Origin of the sequence: Nonomuraea diastatica (assembly GCF_004349015.1) — a bacterium.
In the GTDB taxonomy this organism is placed as follows: domain Bacteria; phylum Actinomycetota; class Actinomycetes; order Streptosporangiales; family Streptosporangiaceae; genus Nonomuraea; species Nonomuraea diastatica.
Genome location: NZ_SMKP01000172.1, coordinates 1 through 24,286 on the forward strand (window position 1 = coordinate 1; position 24,286 = coordinate 24,286).

Sequence of the window (24,286 nt, forward strand, 5' to 3'; positions counted from 1 at the left end):
GATCCGGCACCGCTCCATCACGGACGTTCTGCGCTGGTCACACTGGCGCCGACGCCACCAAGCCACAGCCCGGCACTACCACTACCAGCGCCGATCCGATCCATGATCGCGATGTGTCACTGGAGTACTAGCCCTTGCGCTTGGGGTCGCGCCTGGGCATCTCGTCGCGCAGAGGCCGCCGGTCGGCGGCCTCCTGCTGCTCTTTAGACGGTCTTGACACGTCGCGGGCACGCATGGCGACGGTCGCGGTGATCTGCAAGCTTTGCAGGGCCATGTCCCCGACCCTACGTCAGAATGTCAGCCCCGCCCATGGCCTCGGGCTCCATGACATGGCGGTGGCCAGCGAACGCAGCGCGCCGGGGGAGTGCTCGCGCACCAGTCCCGCCGCCAGTTGCTGCATGAGCAGGCCGTCGCCGAGAAACGCCGAGCCGAGCGAGGCCACCGGCAGTGCCACGTCAGGCTGGTCCTCGACGGGCGTGCACTCCGCGCCCGCGGGACCGGCGGTGAGCCGCCAGCGCCGGGCGTTCCACGGGCACACGTCGTCCTCGACCTCGATCACCACGTCCACCGGCGCGGAGTAGGACCGGGAGACGAGAGCCCCGTCCACCTCGATTAGGCGCACCCACAGCTCGTCGTTCCAGCTCGCGCGCACCTGCCGCGGATCGGCCAGCAGCGTGAGCAGAGGGTCGTCCACCGGCCTGGGGCGGGCGTCGACCCGGGAGACCAGATCGCGGTCGAGCACGCTGCGCCACAGCAGCGCGTAGGCCGCCGGGTCGGCCGCCTCCAGCTCCTGCAGCTTCAGCTCCCCGTCGGGGAGGCCGTTGGCGTCCCACGACGACTTGATCCGGAACAGGGCGTAACCGCGCACGCCGCCGTCGTCCTCGGCCAGCACCGAACGCAGCGGGCCGGCCCCGCCCTGGTCGGCCTCCTCGTCGGCCAGCACATTGTCCCAGAACTGCGCGTTGCGCTCGTAGCGCCCGGGACGCCGGGCCACGATGGAGGCGAACAGCTTCTCCAGATCGGCGCGTACGTCGGCGGGCCTGGCGACCCTGAGCCTGAGCGACGGGTCCGACGGAGCGTTGCCGACGAACGCCGAACCCTGCTTCCTGAGGTGGAACGCCAGCTCGCTCGACGCCCTGCCGTAGCCGTACCTGCCGTAGATGGCAGCCTCGGAGGCATAGAGAGCGGCGACGCTCTCCCCACGCTCCCGGATGTCGGAGAGCTGCCTGCGCATCAGCGACGACAGAACGCCGCGGCGGCGATGGGAGGGCAGCACGCTGACGGCCGTCACGCCCGCGACGGGGAGTTGCCTGCCGGGAACCGTCATGGTGAGGCTGTAAATGGACGTGACGCCCGAGATGAGGTCTCCGTCGAAGGCCGCGAGCGTGCGGTCGAACTCCGTCTCGGCCTTGTAGCGCTCGTTCTGCGTGGGATTCGGCCGCCAGCCGAACGCCTCTTCGAGCACCAGAGCGAACGCCGGCCACTCGGACTCGTCAATCGGGCGGATCGGATACGTCATCTGTCCACGGTAGGAGCGGGCAAAGCGGGAGGGCCACCGAATATCCGTGCGCAATGATCAAGGCCTTGGTCAAGTGGGCTGCCCAAACACGGGTCAGACCGATACAGTCAGGCCCATCATGAGTTCCCGACCGGCGCCGCTGATCCCGCCACGGGTCCGTGCCGTCCTGGTGCGGGTGCCGGGGCTGGTGGCCGCCGTCCGGTTCATCCGGCGAGGGCCGCTGGCCCGCGACCGCAACCTGCTCATCACGCTGACCGTTCTCGCGCTCGTCATCGGGTTCCTCGCGGTCAAGGTCTCGACCGTGTGGTTCTCACCCTCCCTGCTCATCCTCGTCACCCTGGTCGGCGGGCTCCAGCTTCGGCTGCGCAGCCTCGTCAAGCTCCTCGTGGGCGTCGGCGGCGCGCTCGGCTACATCGCGATCGCGCTGGGCCCCGGCCGGATCGGCGTCGGGCTGACCGTGACGATCGTGTTCACCACGGTGCTCGCCGTGCTCATGGCCCGCACCAGGGGAAAGCTCGGCGTGCAGGGGCTGCGCGGCGACGCCATGCTGCTGGAGCTGCGCGACCGCCTCAGGAGTCAGGGCGAGCTGCCCCCGCTGCCCAAGGACTGGGGCGGCAAGGTGGTGCTCAAGCAGGCCGGCGGGTCGTCGTTCGGCGGCGACTTCCTGGTCTCCATGCGCGACGGCAACTCCGTCGAGATCGCCCTGGTCGACGTGTCCGGCAAGGGCGTCGACGCGGGCACCAGGGCGCTGCTGCTGTCCGGCACGTTCGGCGGGCTGCTCGGATCGGTCGACGACTTCCTGCCCGCGTGCAACACCTATCTCCACCGCCAGCGAGGCGACGAGGGGTTCGTGACCGCGGTGCACGTGCGGCTCGACCTCGACACGGGCGACTACACGATCACCTCGGCCGGGCATCCCCCGGTGGTGAAGTTCGACGCGGGCACGGGCAACTGGCAGGTGGCCTCGGCCAAGGGCGTGGTGCTCGGCGTGGTGCCAGACCTGCACTGCGAGCCCGACAGCGGCACTCTGCGCAAGGGCGATGCGCTGTTGCTCTTCACCGACGGCCTCATCGAACAACCGGGCCGCGACATCGACGCCGGGCTCGACCGGCTGCTCGGCGAGGCGGAGCGGCTGCTGCCGTCCGGTTTCCGCGACGGTGCGCGGCCGCTGGTCAACGCCATGGCCTCCGGCCACAACGACGACTGCGCCTTGGTGCTGATCTGGCGCCCCTGATGACGAACCACATGGGTCAGGTCGTGTTGGCAGTCACTGGCAGCGGGCTCGACGCTGCTGAGATCCTCTAGAGGTTCGGGCCCCGGCGGAGCGGCGCGGCTCCACCGGGTCCCGTCACAGCCAGCCCTGGTCGCTGGCGATGCGCACGGCGTCGAGCCGGTTGCGGGCCCCGGTCTTGCACATGATGCGCGACAGATGATTGCGCACGGTGCCCACCGACAGGAAGAGCTGGTCGGCGATCTCGGTCGAGCGGGCCCCGCCCGCCGCGACGCGCAGCACGTCGAGCTCCCTCCTGGTGAGCGGATTCGTCTCACACTGGAGCGCGGCCGCGGCCAGCTCGGACTCGATGGCCCGGCGGCCCGCCGCCACCAGGCGCACCCCCTCGGCCAGCCGCTCCGGCGGCACGCACAGGCTCATGAACCCCAGCGCGCGCTCGGCCAGCGCCCTGCGCACCTGGCCTGGATGGGGATCGGCCGACAACATCAGCACCTTGCATCCCGGCGCCCGCTCGGAGAGCCCGGCCAGAACGGAGCTCCCCGGCAGGCCGGTGTCGACGACGGCCACGTCGGGGCAGCTCTCGACGGCCGCCCGCACCGCGTCGTCCGCGCTTCCTGCCTGCGCCACGACCCGCAGGTCGGGCTCGGCTCCAAGGATGGCCAGCAGGCCACGGCGCACCAACGGCAGGTGCTCTGCGATCAGTATGCGGATCAAGGACCCCCCTTCATCGTCTCTTAGGGTGATCGTTTGATCGCGTACTGTCAATGCGTTCCAAAAGGTGGGCAAGCCGTACCGCGCGGTAGATTCGACTACCCTTGGGTTGGCGGTTTTTCGCCGGTCCTGCCGTCTGCCGTGGAGCGCGACTCAATGAACTGGCTCTATCTCGTGGGGATCGTCCTTTTCCTCCTCGGGTTGATGTTCTCCATCGCGCTGCATGAGCTCGGTCACCTGGTGCCGGCCAAGATCTTCGGCGTGCGGGTGACCCAATACATGGTGGGTTTCGGCTCGACGGCCTGGTCACGGCGGAAGGGCGAGACCGAATACGGCATCAAGTGGATCCCGCTCGGCGGCTACATCCGCATGATCGGCATGCTTCCGCCGCGGCCCGGTGACGACCCCTCCAAGGCCAGGAGCACCGCGACGGGGCCGTTCCAGGGGCTCATCGAGTCCGCCCGCGACGCCGCCCTGGAAGAGGTGCGGCCGGGCGACGAAGACCGCGTCTTCTACCGCAAGAAGTGGTGGCAGAAGGTCATCATCATGTCCGGCGGCCCGGCGATGAACTTCGTGCTGGCCTTCGTCTTCTTCAGCATCCTGCTGGTCGGCATCGGCCTGCCCACGTGGGCCCCGATCGTCTCGCCCGAGACCAACACGTGCGTGATCCCCGTCGCGGAGCAGCGCACCACGTGCAAGCCCACCGACAAGCCGACCCCCGCCGCCCAGGCCGGCCTGAAGCCCGGCGACCGCCTGGTCTCCCTCGACGGCAAGAAGATCGGCGACTGGACCGCCGCCACCCACCTGATCCGCTCCCACGGACCGGGCGCCGCGCAGCTCGGCATCGTCCGCGACGGCAAGCCGATGACGCTCAACGTCACGCTCATCGCCCAGGACCGGCCCAACCTCGAAGACCCGGAGAAGATCGACAGGAACGTCGGCTTCCTCGGCGTGCTGCCCACCGAGGTCATGCAGCAGCAGAACCTCGGTCAGGTCATCGGCTACATGGGCGAGCTGACGGGCAGGGTCGCGACCTCGCTGCTCAACCTGCCGGAGAAGATGGTCGGCGTCTGGCACGCCGCCTTCTCCGGCGAGGAGCGCGACCCCGAAGGCCCGGTCGGCGTCGTCGGCGCCGGCCGCATGGGCGGCGAGATCCTCGCCTCCGACCTGTCCAACGAGAAGAAGATCGCCATCTTCGTCAACCTGCTGGCCGGGTTCAACCTCGCGATCGGCATGTTCAACCTCATCCCGCTGCTGCCCCTCGACGGCGGGCACGTCGCCGGTGGCCTGTGGGAGGGCATCAAGCGGGCCTACGCCAAGATCCTGCGCCGGCCCGAGCCCGGCTACGTGGACATCGCGAAGGTGCTGCCGCTGACCTACGCGATCGCGATCGTCATGATGATCATGGCGGGCCTGCTCATCTACGCCGACCTGGTCAACCCGCTGCGGTTGACAGGCTGACGCCCGGCGGCTCTGGTTGTGCGTCTCAGCCGTGGATGGGGTAGGCGCTCTGGAAGGTCAGCCGCTGATCGGCGGTGTCGCCGATGTGGGTGAGGAGTTCGTCGAGAGCGGCGTATTCCTCCCATGGTTGCTGACCGCTCGCCTGGGCCAGGCGGGTCACGACGAGGTCTTCGAGGTCCGGGACACGCCTGTTCTTCCAGACCTTGTCGGCCAGGCTCACCAGCAGGTCCTCGAGGGTGATGTCGATGTCCGTCCAGGACGCGTGTGTGGCCGCGAAACGGGCGAGCGCGTCATCGAACCCATGCTGGAGCAGCAGGTCCCTGCCGGCCGCTTCGTGGGTCGAGCCGGGGCCTGAGAGTTCGGCGATGCGCAGGGACTTGCCGATGTCGTGGGTCGCGGCGCCGAAGAGCACGGCCTGCCGGTCGAAGTCAAGGTGGGGGTGCCGTTGCCGGACCCAGTCGGTGATCTGCCAGGCGACGTCATGGACGAGACGGAGGTGGGCCGCCAGCCTGGGCGGGCAGTTCAGCGACTTCAGCAGCTCGGCGACCTGGTCCGGCACTGGGCGCAGCGGTGGCTCGGCGGCATCGTTCAGGGCATGGGCCAGCGCGGCGGAGTTCGCAACGGTGGGTTCAGGCTGGGCGAGGTGCTGTCTGGCCCGGATCCAGACCGCCTCGAACTCCTGGCGGGTGATCCCGGCGGCTTGAGCTGCATCCCGCCACCCGTCGAGGCTGCCCTCTGCCAGGACGCCATAGCGGCGCTCGTAGGACTGGAGGGCGGCAAGGTTCTCCTGGTCTCGGAGACGGAGAACCTCCTCGAGGGCTGTCGCGGTTATCGGCTGCTGTTCGGGGCCGTGCAGGTCGACTTGCCGTACGGCCCATTCCTCATCATCAAGCTCGTAATGGGACCAGATGTCCTCTTCCGCGGAGTAGAGACGGATCCAGCGCGCCATGTCGGCATGATGTCAGATCTGGTTACGTACGCGGCCCGCCCCTACGTTCAGTTCATCGAGACGTGCACGTGGTCGTAGTGGTTCTCGGTGATGCTGCCGCGGTCGGACATCGTGCTCCAGCCCGAGCCGTGGTTGATGCGCTGCTTCCAGATCACGTATTTGACGCCCAGCTTGCTCTGGTTCTTGATGGCCCACTCCGCGATGCGGTCGCCCAGGGCGAGGTTGGCGGCTGAGGGCATCGAGCCTCCCGTGCTCATCATGAAGTCACAGGCCCGGCCCAGGGGGTGCTCGCCGCTGGAGCCCGAGCGGAAGCAGCCGACGGTGAAGGGCAGCGCGAAGTTCTTGCTGATCTGCTCCTTCATCAGCCGGGTGCGCGGGGTGATGTTGTCGGAGCCGGAAGGCAGTTCGGGCGCCCAGCCGCCGTCGGCCCTGCGGTTGGTGCCGAACGGCACCAGGTCCTGGAGCTTCTTCTGGATGTCGTCGATGACGTCTTCGGCCTCGTCGCGCCGGCCGGCGACCTCGGCCGCGTCCTTGCGGATCTTGTCGGCGAGTTCGGCGGCCTCCACGGCGGCCTTCTTCTTCTCGTCGCGCGCCTTGGCCACGCCCTGCACGAACGCCTGCTGCTCGGCGGTGACCTGGTTGAGCACCGCGGCGCCGCCACTGTTCTCGGGCAACATGAACGCGGGCACCCCAGGGTTGCCGTTCTGGTAGCGCAGACGGGCTATCTCGGCGACCCGCTTCTCGGCCGTCGTCACCGCCTCCTCGGCGGTGGCCAGCCGGGCTTTGGCCGCCTTGGCGGACTTCTGCGCCTTGGCCAGCTCGACGCGCTTGAGGTTGTACGCCTCGATCAGCTTGTCGACCTTGTTGTTGAGCTGCTTGAGCTGCGCGCGCAGCTCCGACTCCTTGGGTTTGGGGGCCGCGGACGCCGGGGCCGCCGAGACGACGACGGCGGCGGCGGTGATGAGACCGATGGCAAGACTCGCGGGGGACGAAGCCGCCACGTAGGTGATCCTCTCCCTCTGCCGGCCGGGTTAGCTGACGGGTTCGGGTATGGGAGCTGCGTTCCCTACCACCGAAGTGGATTCACCCCAGGTGCGATGGGTCCCCGGCTCCCGGGCAACTCGCCCGGGATTAGGCGGTGCAACGGTTGTTACGGCCGATGCATAAAGGGATATTAGTGGTAGATCACGATTCATGCGACCTTAACTAGAAATCTATTCTTGATCTACTTGTGATCGGAGCATGCTCGCGGCCTCCTCCGGCAGCACGTCGTTGACGAACGCGCCCATCGCGGACTCCGAGCCCGCCAGATACTTGAGCTTGTTCGGCGCCCGCCGGATGCTGAAGAGCTCCAGATGCAGGTGCGCGAGCTCGCGGCCCCGCCGCACCGGGGCCTGGTGCCAGGCCGAGATGTACGGCATCACGACCCCGAACAACCCGTCGAAGGCCCGCAGCACCGAGGTGTAGAGCGGGGCGAACGCCGCACGCTCCTCCTCCGTGAGCGCCGCCAGGTCCGGCACCTGCCGGTGTGGATACACGTGCACCTCGAACGGCCAGCGCGCGGCCGCCGGCACGAACGCCGTCCACAGCTCGTTGCCGGCCACCACCCGTGTCCCGGCGGCACGTTCGGCGGCCAGCACGTCGGCGAAGAGGTTGCCCGCGCCCTGGTAGCGGGCCGCGGCGCCGAGCTGGAGTTTCGTCCTGGGCGTGACGTACGGGTAGGCGTAGATCTGGCCGTGCGGATGCGCCAGCGTGATGCCGATCTCCTCGCCCCGGTTCTCGAAGCAGAATACCTGCTCCACACCCTCGATCCCGGACAACTCGGCCGTACGGTCGGCCCACGCCTCCATGACCACCTGCACCTGGGCGTCGGAGAGCTTGGAGAAGGATGACGAGTGGTCCGATGTAAAGCACACCACCTCGCACCGCCCCACTCCCGGACGAGCCTCACTCAGACCGCCCACATCGTGATAAGTCCCAAAATTCGTGGAGAAAGAGGGGAAGCGGTTCTCGAACACCGCCACGTCGTAGTCGTACGCCGGGATCTCTGTCGCCCGTGTGTCCGACGACGGGCACAACGGGCACTCGGCGGACGTGCCCGTCGGCAGGAACGTCCGCGTCTGCCGGTGCCCGGCCATCGCGATCCACTCCTCGGTCAGCGGATCGTAGCGCAGCCCGGACGCCACCGGCCGGGGCTCCAGCGGTCGCCGGTCGATCGCGCTCCGGTCGGCGTCGTCGCGCCGGTCGAAGTAGATCAGCTCTCGGCCGTCGGCCAGATGGGTGACGGTGCGCTTCAATGCGTGCCCTCCGCGATGATCAGTTCTCCGGCCCGCTCGGCCAGTTCGGTGCGTGCGTCCTCGGGCAGCCCCGCGTCGCTGATGACCATGTCGGCCTCGCTCAGCTCGGCGATGGTGCTGATGCCCACCGTGTTCCACTTCGTGTGGTCGGCGGGGACGACCAGCCGGTGCGCGGCCGTCACAAGCTCCCTGTCGGTCTCCGACTCCAGCAGGTTGGGCGTGGTGAACCCGGCCCGCACGCTCATCCCGTGCACGCCGAGGAAGAGCGTGTCCACGTGCAGGCGGCGGATCGCGGCCACGGCCACCGGGCCGACCAGCGCGTCGGACGGCGTACGGACGCCTCCGGTCAGCACGACGGTGCGGTCGGCGCGCGGATTGCGGTGGAAGACCTCGGCGACGGGGATCGAATTGGTGATCACGGTCAGCTCGGGGACGCCGATGAGGTGGTGGGCCAGCGCCCACGTGGTGGTGCCCGCCGACAGCGCCACGGCGGTGCCGGGGCGTACCAGCCTGGCCGCGTGCCGCGCGATGGCCTCTTTCTCCTGCTGCTGGCGGGCGGACTTCGCGGTGAAGCCCGGCTCCTCGGTCGATCCGGGACCGAGAGCGGTCGCGCCGCCGTGCACCTTCTCCAGCAGACCGCGTTCGGCCAGCACCTCGAGGTCGCGGCGGATGGTCATGTCGGAGACGCCGAGCTCGCGTACGAGGTCGGCGACCCGGACGCCGCCGTTGCTGCGCACACGTTCGAGGATCGTCTGCTGACGCTGCTGTGCGAGCACGCCCGCTCCTTCCAACAGATTCCACCAAATTATGACACGGCGCTGTTGGGGAATGTTAGTTCCGTACGGATCACTTGCGCTGGTCAGCGCGGGCGGGAGACGTTGGGAGAACACCGATCATCCGGAGGCGAGCATATGGCCAGGCGAGCACGCAAGGGCAGGGCACGCAAGAAGAAGAAGGCGAACCACGGCAAGCGCCCGACAGCACGCTGACAGGTGGCCGCCCGCCGGCGGCCACCACCGGCCTCATCCCGGCAGCTCGATGCGCGACCTGGAGCGCGCGGGCCCTGCACTCCGGCCGTTCCCGCAGGCGGGCTCATCGGAAAGATCGAGCGCCAGAGGTCACAGGAGAAGCGCGGGCCGGTCGGGATGATCGGCCCTGATCACGACGTCGGCCGCCTCCTGGGGCCGCACCTCGCGCTCGTACCGCTCATAGGCGGGCAGCCGCCACCGCTCCTCCTCGGGCGTGCGGCGCCCCAGCGCCGCCGCGGACAACCACACATGCACGCTCAGCTCGAACGCCATCCCCCGCCCCAGGAGCAGCGTCCCGTCCACGATCACCACCCCGCCCTGCGGCAGCTCCTCATAGGGCAGCCGGTACGCACGGTCGATCCGGCTGTCCCACAGGGCCGGCAGCACCCGCCCCGAGCCGTCCTCATCCAGGGGATCCAGCACCTCCCTGCGCAGCGCCTTGACGTCGAGCCAGTCCTCGTAGAACGCGTCAGGATCGGCCCTGCCGTGCTCCAGCCGCAGCGACGCGGGCCGCAGGAAGTCGCCCGCCGAAACCCGCAGCACGGACCGGCCGCGCAGCCGGAGCGGCGTGACGAGGCCGTCGGCCAGCGCTTCCGGCCGTCCGGCAGGCGCCCCGTCGACGGCCACCCGCACCCGGCGCTCGCGTGGCCGCTGGGAGATCCGCTCGGCCAGCTCGTCGACGAGAACGTCACGGGAGATCGGTCGCGCACGCATCGGCACCAGCTTACGAGCGCCCTCCGCCCGGCGTGCCCGCCGCACGGAGGGCACGGAACAGGGGCGCTGGGCCTCCGGAAGCGTTCGACCATAGAGTTCGCCCATGGACTGGCAGGCGTGGCACGACGAGTACGACGACCCCGGCTCGCGGCTGACGCAACAATTACGGGTCGTGCGGCAGCGGATCCGGCGGGCGCTCGACGCCTGCCCGCCCGGCCCGCTCAGGCTCGTGAACCTGAGCGGGCCAGGGCCGTGACGTGCTGGAGGTGCTCGCCGGCCATCCCCGCCGCGACGACGTGCTGGCGCGTCTCGTGGAACTCGACCCGCGCAACACCGCGCTCGCCGAGGAGACGGCCAGGGCGAGCGGGCTGGGGCAGGTCGAGGTGATCACGGCCGACGCCGCGCTCACCGACCACTACCAGGGCATGGCTCCCGCCGACATCGTGCTCGTCTGCGGCGTGTTCGGCAACATCACGGACGAGGACGTCGAGCGTACGGTCGGCACGTGCACCCAGCTGTGCCGGACGGGCGGCACCGTCATCTGGACGCGCCATCGCAGGCCACCCGACCTGGTGCCGCAGATCTGCCGGTGGTTCGAGGAGCGCGGATTCCACCTCGAATGGCTGTCGGAACCGGACACCGGCTTCGGCGTCGGAACCCACCGCTTCGCCGGCTCCCCACGGCCCCTGATGGCGGGAAAGCACATGTTCACGTTCGTCGGCTACGACCTGCTCGGCAACGGTTGAGCACCGATGCGCGGCACGGCGAAGGCCAGGCCCCCGAGGCGGGATGACCTGGCCTTCTCCTCACGAGAGCGGACGACGGGAATCGAACCCGCGTAGCTAGTTTGGAAGACTAGGGCTCTACCATTGAGCTACGTCCGCGCGAACCGGTCGAAGTCTGGTCTAGACTTCATCCGGTCGTCAGGGCGTAAGCGTACCGGAGTCGCGGACCGCATGCGCACTCGGCGAGACGGGGCGTGGCGCAGCTTGGCAGCGCGCTTGCTTTGGGAGCAAGAAGTCGCAGGTTCAAATCCTGTCGCCCCGACCAGCCAGAAGGCCCTTCCCCGATGTGGGAGGGGCCTTCTGCTTGACATGACGCCCGGACCGTTCCAAAGAGGCGATCCAGATGGGCCTGAGCCACGTCGGACCAACGCCGATGCCTCGTCCAGCATGTGCGCGGGTTGACGGCGGCGGAGATCGTGGAGGAACGACGTCGCAGGAAGGGCGCATGGGCTTCCACGTCGCCGTCCACCCCTGGCAAAGACGGAGGCGTCACGCGGTGGCCTCAATCTGCTCGTTGTCGATCACGATGTTCCTCCACGGGTTGGCAGGTCGGTGGGTGGCGCTGGTGTGGCACAGGCGATCGTTGAGCGCTCACCGAGACGAAGATCACACAGGGATGCGATGGCCTTCGTACGTGCCGACTCTCTCGGCAATGGTGCATCTACGTGCACCCCTGCCGGGTAGCCAAGCCGATTCTCCCCGGCCGCGTCCGGGCCTAGCGTCGAAGCAAGCAGCCGATCGACAAGGGAGAACGCCGTGACCATCGCAGAGAGCAAGGCCGATCGTACGGCCGCCAGCGGGCGCGCCCTTTCCGTCGTTCTCTGGGTGCTCCAGGTTGTCGTGGCCGGTTTCTTCCTCATGTCGGCGATGGGCAAGTTCGCGAACGTGGAACCGGCGAAGTCCACCTTCGAGGCCATCGGGTTCGGAGACTGGTTCCGCAACCTGGTGGCCGTGCTGGAGGTGGCGGGGGCCGTGGCGCTGTTCGTGCCGCGCCTGGCCGGCCTGGCAGGTCTGGCGTTCGTCGGGTTGATGGCGGGCGCGACGCTGACCGAGCTGTTCGTGTCAGGTGGCGGCGTGGTGATGCCTCTGACGACGCTCGCGCTCTGTGCCGTGATCGCCTGGGGGCGCAGGCAGAGCACGGCCCGGCTGCGGGCGGTCGTCACCCGGCGGTAAATAAGCTGTGAAGTCCCGTCCCCGTCACGGGCAAGGACATGTTCGAGCTGTTCGACGACGACCCGATCTCCCGCCCCCTCACCTATCCAGGCCGGATCCCGGCGGCCTCCGGGGTCCTGGTCGACGACGCGTACGTGCCGCTCCAGCCGGCGGACAGCAGCCCGGGGGAGTGGCGCGCGGCCGGCGAGCCGCTCAGCACACTGCTGGCACACCGGGGCTGCCGGCCGCTGTCGGCTCGCCACCACGTCGTCGCCGTCGGATCCAACGCCGCGCCGAGCCAGGTGCGCAGGAAGTTCCTCGACCACGGGGTGTGCCCCGTCGTCCCCATGACGCTCGCCGACGTGCCAGGCGTCGCCCCCGGCGTCTCCGCCCATGTGAGCAGGGCGGGCTACGTGCCTGCCGCGCCGATCGACACGCCCGGCGAGACGTCCAGGCTGTTCGTGCTCTGGCTGGACGAGCGGCAGCTCGCCGCCCTCGACCTCACCGAGCCCAACTACACGAGGACCACACTCGCGCGCCCGATCACGCTGGAGTCGGGTCTGCGCCTCCCGCCCGCCTTCGTCTACACGGGAAAGCACGGGTGCCTTATGGACGCCGGCCGCCGCCCCCGTCGCCTGACACCCCAGAGAGCACTCATCCAGTCCCTCCTGGAGGAGACTCCGGGGCTGAGCCGCCTGTGCGGCGACACGCCGGACGACTTCGTCGCCACCGTCAGGGACGAGACCGTGCGCGCGGCGGCGTCCCGCCTCCTCCGGGCCTGGCCGAACACGGGCGTGATCGGGCCGTCGGGTAGAGTCGGCGCACGTGACTGACCCCAAGGCCGACACCCGCGTTCCCCCGCCTCGGATCGGCGACGAGCGCACCATCCTGAACAACTGGCTCGAGTGGCACCGCAGCACGCTCGCCGTCAAGTGCGCCGGCCTGACGGACGAGCAGCTGCGCCTGCGCTCCGCGCCGCCCTCCACCCTGTCCCTGCTGGGCCTGGTCAGGCACATGGCGTACGTCGAGCGTGCCTGGTTTCGCCGTGTGCTCAACGGCGAGGACATCCCCAAGCTGTGGGACAAAGACCGCGACAACGACGCCGACTTCAACGAGGTCGACACCGCCTCCGTCGAGGAGGCGTTCGCCACGTGGCAGGAAGAGATCGAGCTGGCCCGCGCCCTCTCGGCCGCCGCACCGCTGGACGCCGTCGGCGAACACAGGGGCGCGCACTGCTCGCACCGCTGGATCCTCGTCCACATGATCGAGGAGTACGCCCGCCACAACGGCCACGCCGACCTGCTACGCGAGCGCATCGACGGCGCGAAGGGCGACTAAGGGCGGCCGGTCTCGCGGAAGATGATCGCGGTGCCGAACGCCGCGCGGGCGGGTACGACGAGCTCTCCGGCGGAGGTCCTGCCCAGCGGGATGTCGCCGGCACGCAGGAACCGTTCGGTTCCCGCGGCGTCGTTCACGCCCACCGTGTAGGCCACGAAGCCGGGCAGCGCCGCCGCGGTCTCGCCGGGCAGCAACTCGCCCAGCCTCGACGCGGCGGCCAGCGTGACCCTGGCCTCTCCTCCGAGCTCGAACACCCGCACGGGCCCGTCCTGCCGCGCCGTACGCCCCAGGTAACGCTCGTAACGCCGCTCGGTCTCGTCGAGCGCGTCGTCAGCCACGCACAGCACGCACTCGACCAGGCCGTGCGCGCCGTTGGGGTGTTCGGCGCCGTCCGCGCCGCCGGCCACGGCGCGGTCGTTGGCGGCCACCCCGACCCGCCCTTCGGGGACACGGCCGGGCCCGATGCCGTCGATCTCCAGATAGCGGACGGGCTCCATCCGGGTCCCGTCCGCCGTCTCGACCGGGCGCTGCGCGGCATGTACGCCGCCGTGCCCGACGCGGGCCGTCGCCAGCCGCGCGGCGGCCCCGTCGATGTCCTGCGCGTCGAACATCAGGATGTGCACGCCCTCGAAACGTCGCAGGCAGGCCTCCAGGTTGGCCGCGGTGCCGCGGACGGCCTCCTTGAGCGCGGGCAGGCGCTCCTCGGGCGCCTTCAGGGGGATCAGCCTGGCGTCGCCTGGCACCCGTCCGGATCCCGCGACCGTGACCAGCTCGACGAAGTTGCCGGGAAAGTACGCGTGCGTGTTGCCCAGGCCGAACGGCTCGGGAGGCTCGCCGAGCACCGGATAGGCCGGGCCCGGCAGGCTGAACCCGAGCCGCCGGTAGCGGTCCAGCGCCTGGTCCATGTCGTGGACGAGGTGGCCGACGTGGTGCAGCCCGCCGATGTCATGATCCATGCTTGCCTCCGTAAGCGGCGTCTCTGAAGTCACGGGAGAGTCGTTCGAAGATCTCGACGACCTCCGCGGCGGCGGGTTCGCGTGCGGACGGCCGCTCGGGCTCGAACGTCCTGCGCAGGGTGTCGGCCAGATGCCCGGCCTTGTCCTCCAGCCCGAGCGTCACGTCGGGGGGCAGCAGCGGTTCGATCGCGAAGAACCCGAACACGATCGTCGGCAGCGAGTAGTCCAGATCCTCAGGACGCAGCCCGGCGCGCAGCAGCCCGTGCCCGGCCAGCACCCGCAGGTAGTCGCGTGAGGCGATCAGCTTGGCGCCCTCCAGCGGTTTCCTGGCCGGGCTGGAGAGGAACTTGTCGAGCGTCTCCGCGTCCCTGGTGAAGAGGGCCCGTAGCACCGGCCGGTCCATCGCCTCCAGGAAGAACCTGCGCATGTAGCGGTGCAACATGATCTCGTCGGGGTCAGCCCGCATGGCTGCGGCCACCGCGTCCAGCATCGCGACCGCCTCGCGGGCTCCCACGGCGAAGAACAACTGCTCGCGCGTACGCCAGTGCAGGTAGATGGTGCCCTTGCCGACTCCGGCCAGCTTCGCGATCTCGTCGATCGTCACCCGCCGGTATCCCCAGCGCAGTAGCAGCTCCTTGGCCGCGTCGAGGATCCGGTCGGCCCGCCCGTCGTGCTCACCCCGCATGCCCAGCCTCTCGTTGACTGTTGACTGATGACCAATATAGCGCCTTGGTCACGCAGATGCGCATGCACGAGCGCACGACCGCGCATGAAAGCAGATCAAGGGGGTCGTACGGAAAGAAAGGGGTCTCTAAGGGGCGTCGGCGCGGAAGAGCGCCCAGACGGCCTTGCCGCCGCTCGCCAGCGGGTCCCAGCCCCAGCACTGGCTGTACGTCTCGACGATGTAGAGGCCACGCCCGTTCTCGGAGATGAAGTCGGGCTCCTTGGGCCGCGGTACCTCGTCACTCGGGTCGGCCACCGCCAGCAACACGTGCGGTGCGACCCGCATCAGCAGCAGGTCGATGCCGCGCCGCCCGCGCGCGTACATCGCGTACCTGACGGCGTTGGTCACCAGCTCCGAGACGACCAGCGCGGCGTCGTCGCTCAGGTCGTGCAGACCCCAGCTGCGCAGCGTCGAGCGGGTCACGTCCCTGGCGGTCTTGACCGAGTCGGCCTGGAAGGGCAGCGGGCACGAGGTCGTGTACGGTTTCCCGCCCATGAGAAGGTGATCGAAACCGACTTCGCGGGTGATCTGCAGGCAATCGGCAGTGGCCAGCGGATCCTCCACCATGCTGCCGATACCTCCCCGTTGAACCTTCGTTAGTGCATGTTTGGCCCAATATGCACTAACCCATGATGGGTCACGCGGCCGGGTCGCTGCAAGACCCAAATGCACGTGCAGTTGCATTGTGCAGGAGCAAGTGGTGTCAGGGTAACGGCCGCAGAATCGGACACGAGGTTGAGACCTTGTCATACGTGGCGATGTGGTGTCACTGTGTGTGCGGACCTTGATAGGAGGAAGCAAGTGACGCAGAACCAGCCGGGTTCCGGGCCGACGGCGCTGCGCATCCTCCTGGGCTCCCAGCTGCGCAAGCTCAGGGAAGCGAAGAACGTCACCCGCGAGGAGGCGGGCCACCTCATCCGGGGCTCCGAATCCAAGATCAGCCGCATGGAACTCGGCCGGGTGGGGTTCAAGGAACGCGACGTGGCGGACCTGCTCACGTTGTACGGGGTTGTGGACGCGCAAGCCCGTGCCGCCGTGCTCGACCTGGTCGCCACGGCCAACGAGCCGGGTTGGTGGCACCGGTTCAACGACGTCCTGCCCACGTGGTTCCAGGCGTATGTCGGCCTCGAAGAGGCCGCCGCCAGGATCAGGACCTACGAGGTCCAGTTCGTGCCGGGATTGTTGCAGACCAAGGAGTACACCAGGGCCGTGGTGACCGCCGGGGCGGCGGGCATCGGAGCCGAGGAGATCGCCAGGCGGGTGGACCTCCGGCTGGAGCGTCAGCGGATCCTGGACAAGCCCGACGGGCCCATCTTCTGGGCGGTGATCGACGAGGCCGCGTTACGCAGGCCCATCGGCGGCGCCGAGGTGATGAGAGCCCAGATCGAGCACCTGATCGAGCTGATGCGCCAGCAGAGGATCACGATCCAGATCATGCCGTTCAGCTTCGGGGGGCACAGCGCGGAGGGCGGAGCGTTCAGCATCCTGCGCTTCCCCGACAAGGACCTGCCGGACGTCGTGTACGTCGAGCAACTCGCCAGCGCGCTCTACCTCGACAAGCATGAGGACGTGGACCGATACACCGAGGTGATGGAGCGGTTGTGCGCCGTGAGCACCACCCCGGACGAGACGATCGAGCTGTTGCGGACGATCGCGGACGAGTTCTGAGAGTCGTGGCGTCGTTGTCGGGTGTGCATCTGCCCTAGACTGGCAGTCGGCGTTGGATCCCGCCGTGGCGGAGCATGCCCGACACCGCTCATGTGGGCGCGGCGCGTGAGCCGAAACCGATGAGACACGCCCGCGATCACTCGTAGCTTGATCAAGGAGACCATTCCGTGAAGACCGCTGTCGAGGAGCTCAGCCCGACCAGGGTCAAGCTCACCGTCGAGGTGCCGTTCGACGAGCTGCGCCCGAGCATGGATGCGGCATACAAGAAGGTCGCGCAGCAGGTGCGCGTCCCCGGGTTCCGTCCTGGCAAGGTTCCGGCCCGCATCATCGAGCAGCGCTTCGGCCGGGCGGTAGTGCTGGAGGAGACCCTCAACGACGCGGTGCCCAAGCTCTACGGCCAGGCCGTCGACGAGGTCGACGTGTTCCCGGTCAGCCAGCCGGACATCGAGGTCACGAAGATCGACGACGGTGAGCAGATCGAGTTCACCGCCGAGGTCGACATCCGGCCCAACTTCGAGGTCCCCGACTACCAGGGCGTCGAGGTCACTGTCGACTCCGCCGAGGTCTCCGACGACGACATCAACGCTCAGCTCGACGCGCTGCGCCAGCGTTTCGCCACGCTCACGGGCGTCGAGCGGCCCGCCGCCAACGGCGACTTCGTCGTCATGGACCTGCGCGCCGAGATCGACGGCAAGAACATCGAGGAGCAGCAGGCCAGCGAGGTGTCCTATGAGGTGGGCGCCGGCTCCGTGCTGCAGGGCCTCGACGCCGCGCTCGAAGGCATGTCCGCGGGCGAGGAGAAGAGCTTCAAGACCGAGCTGGTCGGCGGTGACAACGCCGGCGAGGAAGCCGACGTGATCATCAACGTCAAGTCGGTCAAGGAGAAGGTCCTGCCCGAGCTCGACGACGAGTTCGCCCAGCTCGCCAGCGAGTTCGACACGCTGGAGGAGCTCCAGGCCAGCATCCGCGAGCAGGCTCGCCGCAACAAGCTGATCGACCAGGTCGTGCAGGCCCGCGACAAGGCGCTCGACGCCCTGCTCGACAAGATCGACATCCCGCTCCCCGACAGCGCGCTCAAGGTCGAGGTCGACGCCCGCAAGCACAACCTCGACCACCAGGTGGCCGAGAGCGGCCTGAGCCGTGATGCCTACTTCCGCCTCTACCAGACGTCGGAGGAGGAGCGCTTCGCCGAGTTCGAGACCGGCGCCGCCAAGGCGCTCAAGGTCGGATTCGTGCTCGACAAGATCGTCAAGGCCGAGGAGCTGGGTGTCTCCGAGCAGGAGCTGACCAACTTCGTGGTCCGCCGGGCCATGGAGATGGGCGTGCAGCCCAACGAGCTGGCCAAGCACCTCGCCGACAACGACCAGCTCACGCTGGCCATGGTCGAGATCGTCCGTGACAAGGCCAAGTCCGTGCTCGGCGACGCCGCCAAGGTGGTCGACACCGAGGGCAACGAGGTCGACCTCAAGGGCATCTACAGCGAGATCAACGGTGGCGAGGCCGTCGAGGAAGAGGACACCGAAGGCGAGAAGGCCGGCGGCGAGAAGGCCGACGCCTGACGCCCCGAGCCGACCGGAGCCCCTGGACCCGCCAGTCCGGGGGCTCCGTCATGACCGGACACCCCAGCCCCGGGGGCAGAGCGCCTCAGACGGCTTGTGAGGCGTCCGGAGGGCCCGTAGGCCCGGCGGACGGCGGGCTGGCGCTCATCGGGCGGCGCTCGTCCTCTCAGGGCGTCTGAGGGAGGTCGCGGTACGCGTGCCGCGTCACCGCGGGACGAAAACCGCACAAGCCGAAGAAGCGTAACAGGCAACCATTCGCTCGAACCTGCGCCGTCAGCGAACAGTACGGGGGACCGGGCATGACCTGTGGGCCGGGCGCGTTAGGGTCACAAGCAAAGCCCATCGATTACGACGCATCGGAAGGTGACGCTGTGACCAGCCCGCCGACCTTCTATCAGCCTGAGTCTCGAGGCCGTGAGAACGGCTCCGCCTTCCGGCTTGAGGACCAGCTTTACCAGCGCCTGCTTCGCGAGCGCATCATCGTTCTGGGGCAGGAGGTCAACGACGAGATCGCCAACCGCATCTGCGCAGAGCTGCTGCTGCTCGCGGCCGACGATCCCGACCGCGACATCACGCTCTACATCAACTCGCCGGGTGGCTCGGTAAGTGCGGGCATGGCGATTTACGACATGATGGAATACGTGCCTAACGACGTATCCACGGTCGTTATGGGCATGGCCGCCTCGATGGGGCAGTTCCTGCTCTCCGCAGGTGCCCGAGGCAAGCGTTACGGCCTGCCGCACGCCCGTGTCATGATGCACCAGCCGTCCGGCGGCATCGGCGGCACCGCCGCAGACATCGCCATCCAGGCCGAGCAGATGCTCTACGTGAAGAAGACGCTGGCCGAGCGGATCGCCCACCACACCGGGCAGCCACTCGAGCAGATCGAGGCCGATTCCGACCGCGACCGCTGGTTCACGGCCGAAGAGGCCAAGGACTACGGCTTCATCGATCACGTGGTGCGCAGCGCACGGCAAGTGCCCACGCAGGGACCGGTCTCCTAGGGGAGCTGACATGAACATCGAAAGCCGTTACGTTCTCCCCTCCTTCGTCGAGCGCACGTCCTACGGCGTGAAGGAGATGAACCCGTACAACAAGCTCTTCGAGGACCGCATCATCTTCCTCGGAGTGCAGATCGACGACGCGTCGGCCAACGACGTGATGGCCCAGCTGCTGACGCTGGAGTCACTCGACCCCGACCGTGACATCAGCATCTACATCAACTCGCCCGGCGGCTCGTTCACGGCCATGACGGCGATCTACGACACGATGCAGTTCGTCCGGCCGGAGATCCAGACCGTCTGCCTCGGCCAGGCCGCGTCCGCCGCGGCCGTGCTGCTGGCCGGCGGCACCCCTGGCAAGCGGTTCGCGCTGCCCAACGCCAGGGTGCTGATCCACCAGCCGTCCACCGAGGGCGGCGGCCAGGGCAGCGACATCGAGATCCAGGCCCGCGAGATCCTTCGCATGCGCTCCCTCCTCGAGGACATCGTGGCGAGACACTCGGGCAAGTCCTCCGCTGAAATCCGCAAGGACATCGAACGCGACAAAATTCTCAACGCGGACGAGGCGAAGGCGTATGGTCTGATCGATGACATCATCCCGTCCAGGAAGAAGCGAGCTCAGGCCGTGGCTTCCTAGACGAGACGTGACGCGCCGGAGCGCTGCCCAATAGGGCACGTTCCGGTGCGACTCGCCGCTAGGGGGCTCACTGAGGGCCCAGAAGACGGTAACGTCGAAACCTGAGCGGTTCGGCCTAGTCCGGAGGATGTCCGGAGACACTGCTCGCGTGAGCAGGGCGGTCCCACGCAAAGGAGTATCTGGGGTGGCACGCATCGGCGACGGGGGAGACCTGCTGAAGTGCTCGTTCTGTGGAAAGAGCCAGAAGCAAGTCAAGAAGCTCATTGCCGGTCCAGGCGTCTACATCTGCGATGAGTGCATCGATCTCTGCAACGAGATCATCGAGGAGGAGCTCTCCGAGTCCTCCGAGCTCAAGTGGGACAACCTGCCCAAGCCGAGGGAGATCTACGAGTTTCTCGACGCCTACGTCATCGGTCAGGACAAGGCGAAGAAGGCTCTCTCGGTGGCGGTCTACAACCACTACAAGCGGGTGCAGTCCGGCGACCGGGGCAGAGACGACGGCCTCGAGCTCGCCAAGAGCAACATCCTGTTGCTCGGGCCGACCGGTTCAGGCAAGACGCTGCTGGCGCAGACCCTGGCGAAGATGCTCAACGTGCCCTTCGCCATCGCCGACGCCACCGCGCTGACCGAGGCCGGCTACGTCGGCGAGGACGTCGAGAACATCCTTCTCAAGCTCATCCAGGCCGCCGACTACGACGTGAAGAAGGCCGAGACCGGCATCATCTACATCGACGAGGTCGACAAGATCGCCCGCAAGAGCGAAAACCCGTCGATCACGCGCGACGTCTCGGGCGAGGGTGTGCAGCAGGCGCTGCTGAAGATTCTGGAGGGCACCACGGCCTCGGTGCCTCCGCAGGGCGGCCGCAAGCACCCCCATCAGGAGTTCATCCAGATCGACACGACCAACGTGCTGTTCATCTGCGGCGGTGCCTTCGCGGGTCTGGAAAAGATCATCGAGTCACGCATCGGCAAGAAGGGCATCGGCTTCAACGCCATCATCCGGTCGAAGGAAGAGGTCGACACCGCCGACGTCTTCGGCGACGTGATGCCGGAAGACCTGCTCAAGTTCGGCATGATCCCCGAGTTCGTCGGCCGCCTGCCCGTCATCACCTCGGTGCACAACCTCGACCGCGAGGCGCTCATTCAGATCCTCACCGAGCCCCGCAACGCGCTGGTCAAGCAATACCGCAAGCTGCTGGAGCTCGACGGCGTCGAGCTCGAGTTCACCGACGGCGCTCTCGAGGCGATCGCCGACCAGGCCATCCTGCGTGGCACCGGCGCCCGGGGGTTGCGCGCCATCCTGGAGGAAGTGCTCCAGTCGGTCATGTACGAAGTGCCCTCCAGGCAAGACGTCGCCCGCGTGGTCATCACCCGCGAGTCGGTGCTGGAGCACGCGATCCCGACGCTCGTCCCGCGCGACCAGCTCGCCGCCAAGCAGCAGCGCACCCCGCGCGAAAAGTCGGCCTGAGCCGCATTCATTCGCACCGGACGCCCTGTGGTCGCGCACCATGGGGCGTTCCGCTTTCCCGCCTCCCTAGAATTGGTCACTGTGACAACGCCAGAGCTGCCTACTCAATACACACCGGCCGACGTCGAGACCCGGAGCTATGAGCGCTGGGTGTCCGAAGGCTACTTCCGCGCCGACCCGGGCAGCACACGCGAGCCATACAGCATCGTCCTTCCGCCGCCCAACGTGACGGGCGTCCTGCACATCGGGCATGCGCTCGACCACTCCATCCAGGACGCGCTGACGCGCCACGCGCGGATGAAGGGCCACGAGACCCTGTGGCTGCCGGGCATGGACCACGCAGGCATCGCCACCCAGAACGTCGTGGAGCGCGAGCTGGCCAAGCAGGGCTTGTCACGCCATGACCTGGGGCGCGAGGCGTTCGTCGAGCGGGTCTGGGAGTGGAAGGAGGAGTCCGGCGGGCGGATCCTCAGCCAGATGCGCAAGCTCGGCGACGGCGTCGACTGGTCGCGCGAGCGGTTCACGATGGATTCCGGCCTCTCGCGGGCCGTGCAGACGATCTTCAAGAAGCTGTTCGACGACGGGCTGATCTACCGCGCCGAGCGCATCATCAACTGGTGCCCGCGCTGCCTGACCGCGTTGTCCGACATCGAGGTGGAGCACAGCGAGGACGAAGGCGAGCTCATCTCGATCCGCTACTCCGACGAGATCGTGGTCGCCACCACGCGCGCCGAGACCATGCTCGGTGACACGGCCGTGGCCGTGCACCCCTCCGACGAGCGTTACGCGCACCTGATCGGCACGCTCGTGGAGGTTCCGCTCACCGGCCGCATGATCCCGGTGGTCGCCGACGAGCACGTCGACCCCGAGTTCGGCACCGGCGCGGTCAAGGTGACCCCCGCCCACGACCCCAATGACTTCGAGATCGGGCGGCGCCATTCGCTGCCGTCGCTGACCGTCATGGACGAGCGTGGCGTGATCATCGCGCACGGGCCCTTCCAGGGGCTCGATCGCTTCGAGGCCCGGCCCGCCGTTGTCGCCGCCCTGCGTGCCGAAGGGCGCATCGTCACGGAGAAGCGGCCCTACCTGCACTCGGTCGGTCACTGCTCGCGCTGCAAGACCGTGGTCGAACCCCGGCTGTCGCTGCAGTGGTTCGTCAACGTCTCGCCGCTGGCCAAGGCCGCCGGCGACGCCGTTCGCGACGGCCGCACCCGCATTCACCCGCCCGAGCTGGCCAAGCGCTACTTCGACTGGGTCGACGACATGCACGACTGGTGCATCTCCCGCCAGCTCTGGTGGGGCCACCGCATCCCGGTCTGGTACGGCCCTGGCGGCGAGGTCGTGTGCGTGGGCCCCGACCAGGAGCCGCCTGCCGGCTACACGCAGGATTCCGACGTCCTCGACACCTGGTTCTCCTCGGGGCTGTGGCCGTTCTCGACCCTCGGCTGGCCCGACTCGACACCCGAACTCCAGCGCTTCTACCCGACCTCCGTGCTGGTCACGGGTTACGACATCCTGTTCTTCTGGGTCGCGCGAATGATGATGTTCGGCCTGTACGCCATGGACGGCGAGCCGCCTTTCCGTGTCGTCGCGCTGCACGGCATGGTCCGCGACCAGTACGGCAAGAAGATGTCCAAGTCGTTCGGCAACGTGGCCGACCCGCTCGACTGGATCGAGCGCTTCGGCGCCGATGCCACCCGGTTCACCCTGCTGCGCGGCGCCAACCCCGGCGCCGATGTCGCGGTGAGCGAGGAATGGGCGGCGGGCTCCCGCAATTTCTGCAACAAGATCTGGAACGCCACCCGGTTCGCGCTGATGAACGGCGCCACCGTGGGCTCCCTCGATGACGCTGAGCTGACCCCGGCAGACCGGTGGATTCTTTCGCGCCTGCAGTCGGTCACCATGGCCGTTGACGCCGCGTTCGAGGAGTTCGAGTTCGCCAAGGCTTCCGACCTGCTCTATCACTTCGCCTGGGACGAAGTCTGCGACTGGTACGTCGAGCTGGCCAAGATCCAGCTCGGTGAGGGCCTGGAGCACACCCGGGTCGTGCTCGGCCACGTGCTCGACGCGCTGTTGCGGCTGCTGCACCCGCTGGTGCCGTTCGTGACGGAGGAGTTGTGGCGGGCTGTGACCGGCGGCGAGTCGGTCGTCGTGGCGTCGTGGCCGAAGGCCGACGACCGCTACACCGACGCCGCGGCAGAGGCCGAGATCGGCGCGCTGCAGGAGCTGGCGACGGAGGTGCGCAGGTTCCGTTCGGATCAGGGGCTCAAGCCCGGCCAGAAGGTGGCCGCCCGCCTCGGGCTGGCCGGCACGCGGCTGGCCGGCCAGGAGACGGCGATCCGCGCGCTGCTGCGGCTCACGGCACCGCCGGAGTCGTTCAACGCCACGGCGAGGTTCACGGTCGGAAAGGTGTTCGTGGAGATCGACACCGCGGGCGCCATCGACGTCGTGGCCGAGCGTAAGCGGTTGGAGAAAGACCTCGCAGTCGCCCGCAAGGAGGCCGCGCAGGCGGCGGCCAAGCTGGGCAACGAGCAGTTCATGGCCAAGGCGCCGGACGACGTGGTGGTCAAGGTGCGGGGCCGTGCCGAGCAGGCGTCCGCCGACATCGCACGGCTTGAGGCCCAGCTCGCTCGGCTCGGGGTTTGAACCGCAGCCCCGAAGGGAAGGTCTATTCGTTACCTAAGGAACGGACCTTCGACCCGTCGGGGCTGCTACAGTTTTTGAGGCGGGGCAGTCAACCCCGACACCCTCTGATCACACCTCGACTTTTGGGCGGTTCCAGCCTGGCGGTTGGACAACGGCCGGATGTTGGAGTAAGTTAGTAGGGTTGCCTCCAAACGGGGCATGTCTGGAAGATCCCGGATCGGGCGGTTTGACAAGAATCGTCCAGATCGGGTAATCTGAAGGAAACGAAGTGTGAGCCTCTACGTCAGGGTCGGTCAAGGATTCTGGCGGGGATGTACGCGTGCGTTTCTTGAGAACTCAACAGTGTGTTAAAAGCCAGTGCATGATGCACAACCCCGTCTATCGGCGTTGAGTCGATTCGACGGATTCCTTTTGTTTGGTTGGGTTCAGACCTTTTTTGGAG

General features: G+C 68.1%; 25 protein-coding genes, 2 tRNA genes and 1 riboswitch. Of the genes, 15 read left to right on the forward strand and 12 right to left on the reverse strand.

What is annotated here, in order from left to right; genetic code table 11:
* Window positions 1-127: 127 nt before the first annotated feature.
* Window positions 128-274 (reverse strand): hypothetical protein, encoded by a 147-nt coding sequence (locus E1294_RS53455; RefSeq protein WP_165977746.1) that lies wholly within the window; start codon window positions 272-274, stop codon window positions 128-130.
* 15 nt (window positions 275-289) lie between these two features.
* The gene (locus E1294_RS40610) at window positions 290-1,519 is read right to left on the reverse strand and encodes a GNAT family N-acetyltransferase (RefSeq protein ID WP_132516285.1); all 1,230 of its coding nucleotides are present in this window, start codon (window positions 1,517-1,519) and stop codon (window positions 290-292) included.
* Between the two features lie 118 nt (window positions 1,520-1,637).
* On the opposite strand from E1294_RS40610, the gene E1294_RS40615 reads away from it, so the two are divergent.
* A complete protein-coding gene (locus E1294_RS40615) occupies window positions 1,638-2,753 on the forward strand; it encodes a PP2C family protein-serine/threonine phosphatase (RefSeq protein WP_132516286.1) in 1,116 nt (371 codons plus the stop codon).
* Window positions 2,754-2,867: 114 nt separating this feature from the next.
* Here E1294_RS40615 and E1294_RS40620 read toward each other — a convergent pair whose 3' ends face one another.
* Window positions 2,868-3,464: a response regulator transcription factor gene (locus E1294_RS40620; RefSeq protein ID WP_132516287.1), complete on the reverse strand. Its 597-nt coding sequence runs from the start codon at window positions 3,462-3,464 to the stop codon at window positions 2,868-2,870.
* A 153-nt stretch (window positions 3,465-3,617) separates the two neighbouring features.
* On the opposite strand from E1294_RS40620, the gene E1294_RS40625 reads away from it, so the two are divergent.
* On the forward strand, window positions 3,618-4,922 hold the full coding sequence (locus tag E1294_RS40625; protein ID WP_132516288.1) for a M50 family metallopeptidase: 1,305 nt from the start codon (window positions 3,618-3,620) through the stop codon (window positions 4,920-4,922).
* A gap of 25 nt (window positions 4,923-4,947) precedes the next feature.
* Here E1294_RS40625 and E1294_RS55015 read toward each other — a convergent pair whose 3' ends face one another.
* The 4 genes from E1294_RS55015 to E1294_RS40650 form a co-directional block, all read right to left on the reverse strand.
* A complete protein-coding gene (locus E1294_RS55015) occupies window positions 4,948-5,871 on the reverse strand; it encodes an HD domain-containing protein (RefSeq protein WP_220448213.1) in 924 nt (307 codons plus the stop codon).
* 47 nt (window positions 5,872-5,918) lie between these two features.
* Window positions 5,919-6,872, reverse strand: a complete 954-nt coding sequence (locus E1294_RS40640; RefSeq protein WP_132516289.1) for a coiled-coil domain-containing protein — start codon at window positions 6,870-6,872, stop codon at window positions 5,919-5,921.
* A gap of 5 nt (window positions 6,873-6,877) precedes the next feature.
* A riboswitch (cyclic di-AMP (ydaO/yuaA leader) is annotated at window positions 6,878-7,019 on the reverse strand.
* A gap of 66 nt (window positions 7,020-7,085) precedes the next feature.
* Window positions 7,086-8,168, reverse strand: coding sequence for a galactose-1-phosphate uridylyltransferase (gene galT, locus E1294_RS40645; RefSeq protein ID WP_132516290.1), 1,083 nt, complete (start codon window positions 8,166-8,168; stop codon window positions 7,086-7,088).
* Complete coding sequence (locus E1294_RS40650; protein WP_132516291.1) at window positions 8,165-8,944, reverse strand: DeoR/GlpR family DNA-binding transcription regulator; 780 nt, start codon at window positions 8,942-8,944, stop codon at window positions 8,165-8,167. The genes galT and E1294_RS40650 overlap by 4 nt, the downstream gene beginning before the upstream one ends.
* A 135-nt stretch (window positions 8,945-9,079) precedes the next feature.
* Between E1294_RS40650 and E1294_RS58465 the strand changes: the two genes are divergently transcribed.
* Complete coding sequence (locus E1294_RS58465; RefSeq protein WP_372513659.1) at window positions 9,080-9,157, forward strand: 50S ribosomal protein bL37; 78 nt, start codon at window positions 9,080-9,082, stop codon at window positions 9,155-9,157.
* 129 nt (window positions 9,158-9,286) lie between these two features.
* Here E1294_RS58465 and E1294_RS40655 read toward each other — a convergent pair whose 3' ends face one another.
* Entirely contained in the window at window positions 9,287-9,910 is a 624-nt protein-coding gene (locus E1294_RS40655) for a nucleoside/nucleotide kinase family protein (RefSeq protein ID WP_132516292.1), read from the reverse strand.
* Between the two features lie 103 nt (window positions 9,911-10,013).
* Here E1294_RS40655 and E1294_RS55020 point away from each other — a divergent pair, with 103 nt between their 5' ends.
* Complete coding sequence (locus tag E1294_RS55020) at window positions 10,014-10,166, forward strand: hypothetical protein (RefSeq protein WP_220448214.1); 153 nt, start codon at window positions 10,014-10,016, stop codon at window positions 10,164-10,166.
* A 1-nt stretch (window position 10,167) separates the two neighbouring features.
* Window positions 10,168-10,656 carry a class I SAM-dependent methyltransferase gene (locus tag E1294_RS40660; protein ID WP_220448215.1) on the forward strand — a complete coding sequence of 163 codons (489 nt, stop codon included), beginning with the start codon at window positions 10,168-10,170 and terminating at the stop codon, window positions 10,654-10,656.
* Window positions 10,657-10,723: 67 nt separating this feature from the next.
* Here E1294_RS40660 and E1294_RS40665 read toward each other — a convergent pair.
* Window positions 10,724-10,794 (reverse strand) — tRNA-Gly (locus E1294_RS40665).
* 89 nt (window positions 10,795-10,883) lie between these two features.
* On the opposite strand from E1294_RS40665, the gene E1294_RS40670 reads away from it, so the two are divergent.
* The 4 genes from E1294_RS40670 to E1294_RS40685 all read left to right on the forward strand — a co-directional run bounded on the left by E1294_RS40670 (window position 10,884) and on the right by E1294_RS40685 (window position 13,185).
* Window positions 10,884-10,960: transfer RNA gene (locus E1294_RS40670), tRNA-Pro, on the forward strand.
* Between the two features lie 491 nt (window positions 10,961-11,451).
* Entirely contained in the window at window positions 11,452-11,868 is a 417-nt protein-coding gene (locus E1294_RS40675; protein ID WP_220448216.1) for a DoxX family protein, read from the forward strand.
* Between the two features lie 38 nt (window positions 11,869-11,906).
* Window positions 11,907-12,680, forward strand: coding sequence for a hypothetical protein (locus E1294_RS40680; RefSeq protein ID WP_132516293.1), 774 nt, complete (start codon window positions 11,907-11,909; stop codon window positions 12,678-12,680).
* Window positions 12,673-13,185 (forward strand): DinB family protein, encoded by a 513-nt coding sequence (locus E1294_RS40685; protein WP_246083649.1) that lies wholly within the window; start codon window positions 12,673-12,675, stop codon window positions 13,183-13,185. The genes E1294_RS40680 and E1294_RS40685 overlap by 8 nt, the downstream gene beginning before the upstream one ends.
* On the opposite strand, the gene E1294_RS40690 is transcribed toward E1294_RS40685, so the two are convergent.
* From E1294_RS40690 to E1294_RS40700, 3 genes are all read right to left on the reverse strand, one after another.
* Window positions 13,182-14,141 carry a VOC family protein gene (locus E1294_RS40690; protein ID WP_132516294.1) on the reverse strand — a complete coding sequence of 320 codons (960 nt, stop codon included), beginning with the start codon at window positions 14,139-14,141 and terminating at the stop codon, window positions 13,182-13,184. The two genes, E1294_RS40685 and E1294_RS40690, sit on opposite strands and share 4 nt — an antisense overlap.
* Entirely contained in the window at window positions 14,131-14,826 is a 696-nt protein-coding gene (locus tag E1294_RS40695) for a TetR/AcrR family transcriptional regulator (RefSeq protein ID WP_132516295.1), read from the reverse strand. Before E1294_RS40695 ends, E1294_RS40690 begins: the two co-directional genes overlap by 11 nt.
* 126 nt (window positions 14,827-14,952) lie before the next feature.
* Window positions 14,953-15,432 (reverse strand): ATP-binding protein, encoded by a 480-nt coding sequence (locus E1294_RS40700; protein WP_132516296.1) that lies wholly within the window; start codon window positions 15,430-15,432, stop codon window positions 14,953-14,955.
* A gap of 234 nt (window positions 15,433-15,666) precedes the next feature.
* On the opposite strand from E1294_RS40700, the gene E1294_RS40705 reads away from it, so the two are divergent.
* The 6 genes from E1294_RS40705 (at window position 15,667) to E1294_RS40730 (ending at window position 23,844) form a co-directional block, all read left to right on the forward strand.
* A complete protein-coding gene (locus E1294_RS40705; protein WP_132516297.1) occupies window positions 15,667-16,533 on the forward strand; it encodes a helix-turn-helix domain-containing protein in 867 nt (288 codons plus the stop codon).
* A gap of 167 nt (window positions 16,534-16,700) precedes the next feature.
* Window positions 16,701-18,092 (forward strand): trigger factor, encoded by a 1,392-nt coding sequence (tig, locus tag E1294_RS40710; RefSeq protein ID WP_132516298.1) that lies wholly within the window; start codon window positions 16,701-16,703, stop codon window positions 18,090-18,092.
* A gap of 371 nt (window positions 18,093-18,463) precedes the next feature.
* Window positions 18,464-19,096, forward strand: a complete 633-nt coding sequence (locus tag E1294_RS40715; protein ID WP_132332989.1) for a ClpP family protease — start codon at window positions 18,464-18,466, stop codon at window positions 19,094-19,096.
* Between the two features lie 10 nt (window positions 19,097-19,106).
* Window positions 19,107-19,730: an ATP-dependent Clp protease proteolytic subunit gene (locus E1294_RS40720; protein ID WP_132516299.1), complete on the forward strand. Its 624-nt coding sequence runs from the start codon at window positions 19,107-19,109 to the stop codon at window positions 19,728-19,730.
* A 184-nt stretch (window positions 19,731-19,914) separates the two neighbouring features.
* A complete protein-coding gene (gene clpX, locus E1294_RS40725; protein ID WP_132516300.1) occupies window positions 19,915-21,198 on the forward strand; it encodes an ATP-dependent Clp protease ATP-binding subunit ClpX in 1,284 nt (427 codons plus the stop codon).
* Window positions 21,199-21,270: 72 nt separating this feature from the next.
* Window positions 21,271-23,844: a valine--tRNA ligase gene (locus E1294_RS40730; protein WP_132516301.1), complete on the forward strand. Its 2,574-nt coding sequence runs from the start codon at window positions 21,271-21,273 to the stop codon at window positions 23,842-23,844.
* The last annotated feature ends 442 nt before the right edge of the window (window positions 23,845-24,286 follow it).

Bases quoted from the DNA above. Each gene is read 5' to 3' on its own strand.
- E1294_RS40690 (WP_132516294.1), bottom strand. From the start codon at position 14,141: ATGGATCATGACATCGGCGGGCTGCACCACGTCGGCCACCTCGTCCAC.
- E1294_RS53455 (WP_165977746.1), bottom strand. From the start codon at position 274: ATGGCCCTGCAAAGCTTGCAGATCACCGCGACCGTCGCCATGCGTGCC.
- E1294_RS40625 (WP_132516288.1), top strand. From the start codon at position 3,618: ATGAACTGGCTCTATCTCGTGGGGATCGTCCTTTTCCTCCTCGGGTTG.
- E1294_RS40615 (WP_132516286.1), top strand. From the start codon at position 1,638: ATGAGTTCCCGACCGGCGCCGCTGATCCCGCCACGGGTCCGTGCCGTC.
- E1294_RS40655 (WP_132516292.1), bottom strand. From the start codon at position 9,910: ATGCGTGCGCGACCGATCTCCCGTGACGTTCTCGTCGACGAGCTGGCC.
- E1294_RS40680 (WP_132516293.1), top strand. From the start codon at position 11,907: ATGTTCGAGCTGTTCGACGACGACCCGATCTCCCGCCCCCTCACCTAT.
- E1294_RS55020 (WP_220448214.1), top strand. From the start codon at position 10,014: ATGGACTGGCAGGCGTGGCACGACGAGTACGACGACCCCGGCTCGCGG.
- E1294_RS40610 (WP_132516285.1), bottom strand. From the start codon at position 1,519: ATGACGTATCCGATCCGCCCGATTGACGAGTCCGAGTGGCCGGCGTTC.
- E1294_RS40700 (WP_132516296.1), bottom strand. From the start codon at position 15,432: ATGGTGGAGGATCCGCTGGCCACTGCCGATTGCCTGCAGATCACCCGC.
- E1294_RS40720 (WP_132516299.1), top strand. From the start codon at position 19,107: ATGAACATCGAAAGCCGTTACGTTCTCCCCTCCTTCGTCGAGCGCACG.
- E1294_RS55015 (WP_220448213.1), bottom strand. From the start codon at position 5,871: ATGGCGCGCTGGATCCGTCTCTACTCCGCGGAAGAGGACATCTGGTCC.
- E1294_RS40695 (WP_132516295.1), bottom strand. From the start codon at position 14,826: ATGCGGGGTGAGCACGACGGGCGGGCCGACCGGATCCTCGACGCGGCC.
- E1294_RS58465 (WP_372513659.1), top strand. From the start codon at position 9,080: ATGGCCAGGCGAGCACGCAAGGGCAGGGCACGCAAGAAGAAGAAGGCG.